Origin of the sequence: Rhodococcus sp. 5A-K4 (genome assembly GCF_046097995.1) — a bacterium.
GTDB classification, from domain to species: Bacteria; Actinomycetota; Actinomycetes; order Mycobacteriales; family Mycobacteriaceae; genus Rhodococcus_F; species Rhodococcus_F erythropolis.
The window spans coordinates 26005-36192 of sequence record NZ_JBJURM010000046.1 but is presented as its reverse complement, the minus strand read 5'-3'; the positions used below and the strand labels follow the sequence as shown (position 1 = coordinate 36192).

Here is a 10188-nt window from a genome sequence, read left to right as displayed (position 1 = left end):
GGTGTTCGATGACGTGGTCGTCGACCGAGATGATTTGAACGTCGTCGGCAAGCATAGTCCCTCCTCAGGGAAATTGAACTTGGGGGAATACCGATTCGACGGTGCTACGGACCGCGCTCCAGTAATTCATACGATACATCATTCGTGTGAAGACCGTCACATGTTTGAGCTGTCGAAGTCAGGCTGGAGCACCAGATGCGGTGACCGCCAGCGTCGCGCCCGCATCCACTTTCATCTGAAGGCCTGTGATGTAACGAGCGTCGTCGGACGCGAGGAAAAGAACTGCCTTGCTGATGTCGGCAGGTTCGACGTACCCGATCGGCATCGGTTGCATTGCAGGGAAGGCGATTTCGGCGTCCTCGCGGGTTGGCGATTCCAGATCCGGTCGAAATACGCGATACATCGGTTCGCTTTGCAACATGTTCGTGTTCACGTTGGTCGGATGCACCGCGTTGACCCGGATGGACGATGGAGCAAGAGCTAAAGCCAGGTCGTGGACGTAGCGCGACACTCCTCGCTTGGCATGGGAGTAACCAGCACCTCCCGGTCCGTTGGCCGGGTTGTCCGTCCCTCCTGAAAGAAGCCCTGCCACCGATCCTGTGGCGATGATGGACGCACCAGCGTCGAGATGCCGATATGCCGCCGACACCGTGTTGATCACTCCGATCAAATCGACATCCACCGCATCGATGAATGCCTGCGGCGGCACGTCCCCGCCGAGCGGACAGATGCCTGCATTGGCAACGACGATGTCAAGGTGCCCCAACTGAGCTACCCCGTCGTCCACAGCCCCTCGCAATTGACTCGGCTCACGCACGTCCGCCTTCGTTGCAACGATTCGGCGATCCAATTGTTCGACCAGGCGGACAGTCTCCGCCAGGTCGGCCGCGGATGAGAGTGCATAACCGTTCGTGGCGATGTTCTCACAGATGTCGACGGCGATGATATCGGCACCTTCTCTAGCCAATTCCAATGCGTGACTACGGCCCTGGCCTCGCGCCGCACCAGTGACAAAGGCGACCTTTCCGTCCAGCTTTCCCATGATTCCCTCCAGTTCATTCGTTGTGCATGTATGCGTGTACGTGCAGATCAGACGAAGCCGACGGCCTTGGTCTCCAGGTGTTGTTCAAAACCCTCCAGGCCGTTCTGCCGTCCCTGACCACTGAGCTTGTATCCGCCATAGGGCGAATCGGCTCCGTAGAAAACACCGCCGTTGACCGATATGGACCCGGTTCGGATTCGCCGTGCTACAGCAAGTCCATGCTCGGTCGAGGCCGAGAAGACGGCGCCCGACAAGCCGTACATGCTGTCGTTCGCTATCCGGACCGCGTGATCCTCGTCCTCGTATCCGAGCACTGTGAGAACCGGTCCGAACACCTCCTGCTGAGCGATGGTCGACGCGTTCGTCGCCCCTGCGATCACGGTCGGTGCGATGTAGAAGCCGCCCTCCAGATGTTCCGGCAAATTATCTGCCGCCCCTCCCCCTACGGTGATCCGCCCGCCCTCGGCAGCTACACCTTGCAGCATCCCGAGAATCTTGGCCTTCTGCTTGACGTTGATCACCGGACCTACAAATGTCTGGGGATCGGCTGGATCTCCGACAGGCAACTGCCCGTACAAGTGAGTAACCATCTCCACTGCCTCGTCGTACCTGGCATTGGGAACGAGCAACCGAGTCGTCAATGCACAACCCTGCCCGGCGTGCAGACATGCCTGTGCAGCCGACGGAATCACCTGAGCGAAATCCGCGTCTTCGAGCGCAATCATTGCCGACTTGCCACCGAGTTCGAGAAAGACGCGCTTGAGACTTTCAGATGCTTTCTGCTGCAGCATCTTTCCGACTCCGGTGGATCCGGTGAACGAAATCATGTCTACTCGCGGATCAGACACCAGCAACTGCGCAACATTGTTGTCCGGAGTCGGAACCACGTTGAGCACTCCGGCGGGGATATCGGTGTTCTCGCTCACGAGACGGCCGATCCTCGTCGAGGTCCATGGCGTGTTCGGATCGGGCTTGAGGATCAGTGTGTTGCCGGTCGCGAGCGCCTGACCGATCTTGTTGATGATGATCTCGAATGGAAAATTCCACGGCGCAATCGCTCCAACGACGCCGATCGGTTCCTTGTATATGCGGCGCTTGTTGTTCGCCGGGCCGAAGGACAGAGGACCCAAATCGCGTTCCCACTCGAAACTGTCGATGAGTTCGGCCGGATACGTCAGCCCGTCTGCCAAGGGCCAGTCGAGTTGAGCGAGGTGGGTCGATGAAAGCGGCGCTCCTGCTTCGGCAATGATCTCGTTGCGCAGTTGTTCCTTCTCCGATAAGAGCGCATCGTGCAACTGCATCAGAACCCGTCGTCGCAGAGCCCTATCGGTGGACCATGAAGTCTCGTCGAACGCGCGACGCGCAGCACCGATCGCTTCATTCATGTCGTCGCGGTCCGCGGCGGTGGTCACTCCGATCACGCCGCCGGTTGCCGGGCTGATGTTTTCGAAGGTCTCACCCGAGCGAGATTCTCGCAAGCGACCATCGATCATCAAGCGTCGCTCCGCATTACGCTCGGCATCGCTGTTGACATCGGCACTGGTCCGGTCCGCAGATTCCGGGTAGTCGATAGTAGTCATCGATGACTCCTGAGAAGATGGCCGATGCCCTCGGGCGTGTCGGGCGAGATCGCAGCATTGATACCGCAAGGCATACGGTACATAACTTCAGTAGTTCCCGTGAGGTATCGACAAAGAAGAACGACCCGTCTGCTTCTCATGAGAATCGAAAAGAAGACGGGCCATTGCTCATCTATCGCCGCAGCTCTCGCACACTATGTTTCACGAGGTGAGGACCATTGCTCCGCATTGCGGGCCTGCTGCATTGGCGACTACCGCCACTCGCGCGCCGTCGACTTGACGAACGTCGCACTGACCACGTAACTGAAGCGCGGCTTCGGCGAGGAAACTCAATCCGTGCATTCGCCCCTCGGCGAGCTGGCCGCCGTTGGTATTCATCGGTAACGACCCTCCTGGCCCGATGGTCGCGCCGCCGTCGACCCAAGCACCGAATTCGCCGATCCCGCACAGCCCCAGCGCCTCTGCCCACGAAATGGTGATGTGGGTGAATCCGTCGTACAGTTCGGCCACGTCGACGTCGGCAGGGGTGACCGAGGATCGTTCCCACAATGTGTTCGAGCATGCCCTTGTTCCACCGAACACGAAATCATCGGTGAAGGTCCAGTCCGGGCGTCCGCCGGTACCCAACGCACTGGCGTCGATGAAAACCGGCTTCTGTGCCAGGTCGGCGGCTCGTTCGGCGGTGGTGATGATGACCGCGCACGCACCGGTGATGGGGTAATCGCAGTCGAGAAGTCGGAGCGGCTCGGAGACGAATCGTGAGGACAGGTAGTCGTCCATAGTGATCGGATCCCGAAGCACGGCTCGCTCGTTGAGCGCCGACCACTTACGGGCGTTGACCGCAATGGCTCCGTAGTCCTCTTCGCGCCCGCCGAACTCGGCGAATCTACGCTGCTTCTTCATGCCCATCACCGGGATGATCGCACCCGCGACGCCGTAAGGCATCTGATACTGCAGCGGTCCGCCGGCGGGCGGAAACACGACCTGCCCACTCTGTTGGCCCCATTCCCGGGTGATGGACCGAAACACGAGCGCCACGTCGCACTGGCCACTGGCCACCGCTGTCTCGGCGCCCAGCGCGGCGGCAAGTCCCGATGGGCCGGACGCTGCGTAGTCACCGAAACAGCGAAGGTTCTCGATGCCCAGCATGCGCTGCATGTCGATCGAGAGTTCACCGAAGCCGGGGTACTCGAAGATTCCGTCAATATCCGACACGTCGAGTCCGGCGTCGGCGATAGCATTCTTGGCGGCGGTTGTCGCAAGCGGACGACTGTCCACCCCCTTCTCCCGATGAATTGCGGAGTACCCGACCCCGACGATTGCAGTCTTACGTCCGAAGGTCATGCCGAATCTCCTGATCGCACTGGCCGAAACTGGGGAAGGTACTGACTCCCTCGCTCCTCGAAGGTCACCTCGACGGGGAGTCCGGATCGGAGTTCACCGATCTCGGCGTCGACGATATTGCTGAGAATGCGAATGCCCGGGTGATCGTCGAGTTCGGTCAGGCCGATCGCGAGCGGGACGGAATCTGCGAAAGCAGGGTGGAATGCCTGGTGCAGAATCGTGTACGCGTACAAGGTCCCGCGGCCGCTGACGACCACGGGACGCGGGGCGCCCGACACATCGACCCGTTCGGCGACGGAGTTGGGGGGAAACTGAACGAAATCACTGTCCTCGAAGCCTTGAACGGCTAGTTCACCCCGGGCTGCATGCTCCCAGTAGAACGCGCTCACCGCGTCGGGTACAGGCTCTGGCTTGTCCATCGGCACCTCTCTTTCGCCGGTGGTCGTGCGGCATCGTTGTCCACACGACCCTCATCACCGGCTACCATACGGTAAGCCTTTCTGGAAGTTTGCGAAACGGGCAAACCCGCACTGACGAGACACATTTCGGATCAGTTCGCGCAAACCCTCCACATTTCCTATGGATAGGTTTACGGTAAAGGCATTCATCGCTCGCGCCGAGAGGCCGCGAGCCCCGAACGACTGGGCACAGTCGAGACGAGAGGTCAGTCATGGCGGGAATTCTGGATGGCATCAAGGTCGTGGAACTGGCTTCGTGGACATTCGTCCCCGCAGCCGGCGCCGTATTGGCGGACTGGGGTGCCGATGTGATCAAGGTCGAGGACACGAAAGCCGGCGATCCCGGTCGCGCACTCGTCGTGGGCGGCCTGCGCCGCCAAAAGGCCCGTGCGGATGCAGATTTCATGCTCGAGATCGGCAACCGCGGCAAGCGAAGCATCGGGCTGGACCTGAAATCGGAGAAGGGTCACGAGTACCTGGCGAAGCTTCTGGCCGAGGCCGATGTTTTTCTGACGAACTGGCTTCCGGCTCCGCTCGAGCGGGCGAACCTGACCTTCGAACAGGTGCGCGCCATCAATCCGAACATCATCGTCGCTCGCGGATCGGGACAGGGACCGCTCGGTCCGGACCGCAACCGCGGCGGATTCGATTCGGCAAGCTTCATGGCCCGCGGTGGAGTTGCATATGCACTGACGCCCGACGACAGCGAATATCCTCTCGGACAGGGACCTGCATTCGGCGATCTGCCGAGCGGAATGACGCTTGCAGGCGGTGTGATCGGCGCACTCTACCATCGCGAAAAGACCGGTGAAACAACGACAGTCGACGTATCGCTACTCGCGCAGGCCATGTGGACCATGGCACCGGACATCCTCGCCTCCGACTTCTTCGGTGTCGACCGGATTCCGGTTCCCCCGGTCGGCAGCGCCATCAACCCCGTCACCAACAAGTACAAGACCCTTGACGGACGCTGGCTGCAGTTGGTCTTCCTCCAACCTGACAAGTTCTGGGCCAATTTCTGCCACCGCGTCGGACTTTCCGAGCTTGCCGAGGACGGCAGGTTCGTACCATCCGCGAACCTGATGGCCAACACCGACGAGGCGACGGCAATACTGCGTGAACACTTCGCGTCCAGAGACCTCGAGCACTGGACGAAGGTACTTGCAGACGAGCCCGGTGTATGGTCGGCGATCGCCTCGCCGCAGGAAGTGCTCGTCGATCCTCAGGCGGCGTCCAACGGATACCTCATCGAAAACAAGGACGACAACGGCGTGGACTATCGCGTCGTCGCTCCCCCGGTCCAGTACGGCAATAAGACCCCTGAACCGTCGCGGGCCCCGGAACACGGTCAACACACCGAGGAGATTCTGCTCGAGCTCGGACTGAGCTGGGCCGACATCGCCGAGGCCAAGGACAGCGGCGCGGTACTCTGACCAGAAACGGATGTAGCCGACACAGGGGTGTCGGCTACATTCGTTTCTCCGGTCATCACCAACAAAAAGGTCCGGCAGACATCTTGTCCGCCGGACCTTTTCGGGCTTGTGTACCGCAGATCGACTCAGACGTTGAGAGGATCGCGAGGAAGTCCCAACAGCCGCTCGGCGATCACGTTGCGTGTGATTTCGGAAGTGCCGCCTGCGATGCTCAGGCACCGATCGAACAGGTACTCGAACGAGATCTCAGCGTACCCACCGGTCACGGCCGAGGTTCCAGCGATCTTCATGCCCAGCTCGGTCACGCGCTGAGCGTGCTCTGCCGAGAGCAACTTGGTCACATTTCCTTCCGGCCCCGGGCCTGCATCGACCACGGCACGAACCACGCGTCGAAGATCGAGCAGTCGCATGTTCTGCTCCTCGACGATCAATCGTGCAACAGCACGGCGAGCCTCGATGTCACCTGGCTTCTCGGCCTTGACGACATCGAGAAGGTCGAAGGCCGACAATCCTTCTCGGCTACCTGCACCGATTGTGACGCGCTCGTTCCCGAGGGTTGCACGAGCCACCTTCCATCCATTGTCCACCGCACCGACTACATCTGAATCGGGAACGAAGACGTCGTCGAAGAAGACCTCGTTGAACAAGGATTCACCGGTGATCTCACGCAGCGGCCGCACAGTCACGCCGGGCGCGTGCATGTCGATGACCATCGCGGTGATGCCCTTGTGCTTGGGTGCGTCTTTGTTGGTGCGGATAGTTGCAAGTCCGCGATTGCAGTCCCGAGCTCCAGAGGTCCACACCTTCTGACCCGTCACGCGCCAACCGCCGTCAACCTTGACTCCCTTCGTGGACACCGCTGCCGCATCCGAACCGGCACCCGGCTCACTGAAGAGCTGGCACCACTGGAAATCGCCGAGGAGACTCGGCATCACCCAACGCTCGATCTGATTCTCGTCGGCCTGCTGCGTCAGTGTCAGAAGCACCCACCCGCCGATACCCAGGTTGGGCTGCTCCACCCCGGCCATTTCGTCCTCGATCACCAACTGTTCGATCGCGCCTGCGGCGAGACCGAACGGAGTGCGCCAATGCGGAACCAGATACCCCGACTCCGCGAGCAACCGACGCCGATCCCCCACAGGCGTGCTGTCATGCTGGGCGACGAATTCGCGGACCGCGGCGCGGTACTGTTCGGCCTCGGCAGGTAGATCGAGTGCGTAGCTCCGGCGTTCACCAGCATCCGATCGATCGATCAGATCGTCCAAGACGATGTCTTCCGGCCCGACCAGCGCCGAGACCGTCCGACTGCGCCGTAGATACAGATGTGCGTCGTGCTCCCAGGTGAAACCGATTCCGCCGTGCAACTGGATGTTGAGTTGAGCATTGTGTATCGCGGCCCCGAATGCCGTAACAGCAGCAACATCGGACACTATCGCCGCCTGCGGATCGGTGACGGGTGTGCGCGCTGCATCCCAGACCGCCGCTGTCGCCAGTTCCGACTGCACGAGCATGTTCGCGCAGTGATGCTTGACTGCCTGGAACGAACCGATCGTTCGCCCGAACTGACTCCTCACCTTCGCGTAGTCGACCGCCATGTCCAGAGTGGCCCGAGCCGAGCCGCATGCTTCCGCTGCGTAGAGCACTCGTGCGATGCGCTGTACCGCCGCCGCCGCGCCTTCCAGCACGGCGCACGCATCGAGAGCCACCGCGTCCAACACCGCCGACCGCACCCCGAGGGTCCTATCGAGCGCGTCGACGACGTCGATGCGAATCCCCGCAGCATCGATCGGAACCACCAATGCATCGTCACCGGTCACGACCAGAAGCAGCGTTGCGAACGCGCCGCCCAGAATTGGTCCCGTCGATCCCGACACGGTGTCTCCGACCGTCAAGGTTCCACCGAGCGCTACGGCGCCTACTGCCGAACCGTCGGCCAGTGTAGGAAGCAACAACGTCCGCTGGTCCTCGGCTCCGAGCTCGTTGATTGCCATCGACACCACAGTCGACGCCGTGAACTCGCCGGGGGCGAGCGCGTAGCCGAGCTGCTCGACGACCAGTGCTGTTTCAGCGAGCCCGTATCCTTGCCCTCCAACGGATTCCGGAAGATGCAGTCCGTGCCAGCCCTGGGTGTTCATTCCCGACCACAGAGCGGAAGTATCGGCGGAGACACCATCGGTGAGTTCTCTCGAACTGGCGCCGGCCTTCACGCCTGCCAGGAAGTCCTTGGCAATGTCCGTGAGCTGTTGGTGTTCCTCCGTGATCGCCAAACTCATGTGCGTTCTCCTTCTCGGTGCTTGACTTCAGGGGTGTTCAAATTCGACTGGAGAGGCCGCTTGGGGGTCTCATATCGAAAGGTTTGGGAAAGTGGTGCTGGCCAGCGGCAAGATGTGTACCATATGCCTTACGGTATGGAACTTACCACCGTAGTCCGGCAGTCCGGATCACTCTGGAAAATAAAACCGTCAAACTCCGTGGCAGTTCGGAGCGGAGCTTGGTCAGGGCAGTCATCAATATGAGGAGAGAACTCTCGTGGCACTGAAAGTTGGAAGTCACCTTCGCGCACCGTCGACGAGTTGCGAGGTCGTCGTCGTTCGAGGCACCGATGATGACGGTGTCGTCGCCGCCGCCGGCGCTTCTATGAGCACCGATGCCGCCGCTGGGGAATCGAACCCTGACGGCCCTGTGCTGGCAATGGGAAAGCGCTATACCGATGTGGATTCGGGCATCGAACTTCTCGTCGTCAAACCCGGAACCGGACCGTTGACCTTCGCCGATCGCGAACTGAACTTGAAGTCGGCAAAAGCACTGCCGGCGTCGGACTGAAAGAGTTCTGAACATGAATCTCCTGACACTCCTCGACATGGTCGCGGGCGGAAACGGCGACATCACGCTGCTCGGAACACGTGCTGAGGGGCTCACCGGTCAGCAGCTCCAGCAGCAAGCACTCGCCGCGGCCACCCTCGTACGCGAAGCCTCCGCAGACACAGTCATCTTTCTCGGCGGCAACGGTCCGGCGTTTCCCGTCGCGCTCTTCGCGTCCGCGTATGCCGGCGTGCCGTTCCTGCCTATCAACTTTCGACTCAGTAGCGATCAGATCGACGAGATCATCAGCCGTTCGACGTCGCCGTTGATCGTCACCGACAACCCCGAACGCGCTGCTACGTCGAACGCGATCACCACCGAGGACTTTCTGTTCCGGTCCGTCACCACCGAACCTCTGGCCGACCCCGCCGATCCCGACGTGGAGGACATCGCAGTCCTCCTTATGACCAGCGGTACCACTGCAGCTCCCAAAAGTGCAGTACTGCGGCACCGGCACCTGACGTCCTACGTTCTCGGTTCTGTCGAATTCGCTTCTGCCGAGCCGACCGACGCCACGATCGTCAGCGTCCCGCCGTATCACATTGCAGCAGTTGCGAATCTGCTTTCGAACTTGTTCGCCGGTCGTCGCATCGTGTACCTCGATCAGTTCACTCCACGCCAGTGGCTCGACACCGTGAAGTCGGAGCGTATTTCCAACGCGATGGTCGTTCCCACGATGCTCGTTCGGATCGTGCGCGAGTTGCTCGCCGCCGGGGAAACCGGCCCGGCATCGTTGAAGGGTCTTTCGTACGGCGGTGCCAAAATCTCGGCCCCCGCTCTGGCCAAAGCTCTGGAACTGTTCCCCGACACAGGCTTCGTCAATGCGTATGGCTTGACGGAAACCGCATCGTCCATCGCAGTGCTCGGACCCGACGATCACCGCGATGCGCTCGCCAGTGACGACCCGAATGTCCGTGCGCGGCTGGCATCTGTGGGTCGGGCGCTTCCCACAGTCGAAATCGAAGTACACGATGCTGACGGATCACCCTGTGCGCCAGGGGAAGTGGGTGACATCGTTGTGCGCGGTCCGCAGGTGGCCGGCGAGTATCTCGAAGCCGGTTCACTCGTCGATCCGAACGGATGGTTCCCCACCCGCGATCTCGGTCATCTGGACTCCGACGGTTTCCTCTTCGTCCAGGGCCGAGCAGACGACACGATCATCCGCGGCGGTGAGAACATTGCTCCCGCTGAGATCGAGGCTGCCCTTGCCGCGCACGAGTCGGTTGCCGACTGTGCTGTCGCGGGGATCCCGGACGCAGAGTGGGGACACCGTATCGCTGCGTTCGTCGTCGCCCAGCCTGGCCACGCCACGGACGCGAATGCACTGCGCGCTTGGGTGCGATCCCAGCTTCGAAGCTCGAAAACGCCGGACGACGTGATCTTTCTGGACGAGCTGCCTACGACACCGACCGGGAAGATCCTTCGACGCAACCTCGTAGCGTCTGTCGTGTCCGACGCGCCGGCCTGAT

8 protein-coding genes are annotated in these 10188 nt (G+C 61.1%); 3 read left to right on the top strand and 5 right to left on the bottom strand.

Annotation, left to right across the window (positions count from 1 at the left end; genetic code table 11):
* Positions 1-178: 178 nt before the first annotated feature.
* From ACKAMS_RS32325 to ACKAMS_RS32310, 4 genes are all read right to left on the bottom strand, one after another.
* Positions 179-1042: a mycofactocin-coupled SDR family oxidoreductase gene (locus ACKAMS_RS32325; RefSeq protein ID WP_218680858.1), complete on the bottom strand. Its 864-nt coding sequence runs from the start codon at positions 1040-1042 to the stop codon at positions 179-181.
* Positions 1043-1089: 47 nt separating this feature from the next.
* The gene (locus ACKAMS_RS32320; RefSeq protein ID WP_075836048.1) at positions 1090-2622 is read right to left on the bottom strand and encodes an aldehyde dehydrogenase family protein; all 1533 of its coding nucleotides are present in this window, start codon (positions 2620-2622) and stop codon (positions 1090-1092) included.
* Positions 2623-2823: 201 nt separating this feature from the next.
* Positions 2824-3966, bottom strand: coding sequence for a thiolase family protein (locus ACKAMS_RS32315; RefSeq protein WP_075836049.1), 1143 nt, complete (start codon positions 3964-3966; stop codon positions 2824-2826).
* Positions 3963-4385 (bottom strand): Zn-ribbon domain-containing OB-fold protein, encoded by a 423-nt coding sequence (locus ACKAMS_RS32310; RefSeq protein ID WP_075836050.1) that lies wholly within the window; start codon positions 4383-4385, stop codon positions 3963-3965. The genes ACKAMS_RS32315 and ACKAMS_RS32310 overlap by 4 nt, the downstream gene beginning before the upstream one ends.
* Before the next feature lie 251 nt (positions 4386-4636).
* On the opposite strand from ACKAMS_RS32310, the gene ACKAMS_RS32305 reads away from it, so the two are divergent.
* Complete coding sequence (locus tag ACKAMS_RS32305) at positions 4637-5857, top strand: CaiB/BaiF CoA-transferase family protein (RefSeq protein ID WP_075836052.1); 1221 nt, start codon at positions 4637-4639, stop codon at positions 5855-5857.
* Positions 5858-5982: 125 nt separating this feature from the next.
* Here the strand turns inward: ACKAMS_RS32305 and ACKAMS_RS32300 are convergent, their stop codons facing one another.
* Positions 5983-8130 carry an acyl-CoA dehydrogenase gene (locus tag ACKAMS_RS32300; RefSeq protein WP_218680857.1) on the bottom strand — a complete coding sequence of 716 codons (2148 nt, stop codon included), beginning with the start codon at positions 8128-8130 and terminating at the stop codon, positions 5983-5985.
* A 256-nt stretch (positions 8131-8386) separates the two neighbouring features.
* Between ACKAMS_RS32300 and ACKAMS_RS32295 the strand changes: the two genes are divergently transcribed.
* Both ACKAMS_RS32295 and ACKAMS_RS32290 read left to right on the top strand, forming a co-directional pair.
* The gene (locus ACKAMS_RS32295; protein ID WP_087503910.1) at positions 8387-8680 is read left to right on the top strand and encodes a hypothetical protein; all 294 of its coding nucleotides are present in this window, start codon (positions 8387-8389) and stop codon (positions 8678-8680) included.
* A gap of 13 nt (positions 8681-8693) precedes the next feature.
* Positions 8694-10187 carry a class I adenylate-forming enzyme family protein gene (locus tag ACKAMS_RS32290; RefSeq protein ID WP_075836055.1) on the top strand — a complete coding sequence of 498 codons (1494 nt, stop codon included), beginning with the start codon at positions 8694-8696 and terminating at the stop codon, positions 10185-10187.
* The last annotated feature ends 1 nt before the right edge of the window (position 10188 follow it).

Coding starts and splice junctions, on each gene's coding strand:
- ACKAMS_RS32305 (WP_075836052.1), top strand. CDS start 4,637: ATGGCGGGAATTCTGGATGGCATCAAGGTCGTGGAACTGGCTTCGTGG.
- ACKAMS_RS32320 (WP_075836048.1), bottom strand. CDS start 2,622: ATGACTACTATCGACTACCCGGAATCTGCGGACCGGACCAGTGCCGAT.
- ACKAMS_RS32300 (WP_218680857.1), bottom strand. CDS start 8,130: ATGAGTTTGGCGATCACGGAGGAACACCAACAGCTCACGGACATTGCC.
- ACKAMS_RS32315 (WP_075836049.1), bottom strand. CDS start 3,966: ATGACCTTCGGACGTAAGACTGCAATCGTCGGGGTCGGGTACTCCGCA.
- ACKAMS_RS32290 (WP_075836055.1), top strand. CDS start 8,694: ATGAATCTCCTGACACTCCTCGACATGGTCGCGGGCGGAAACGGCGAC.
- ACKAMS_RS32310 (WP_075836050.1), bottom strand. CDS start 4,385: ATGGACAAGCCAGAGCCTGTACCCGACGCGGTGAGCGCGTTCTACTGG.
- ACKAMS_RS32325 (WP_218680858.1), bottom strand. CDS start 1,042: ATGGGAAAGCTGGACGGAAAGGTCGCCTTTGTCACTGGTGCGGCGCGA.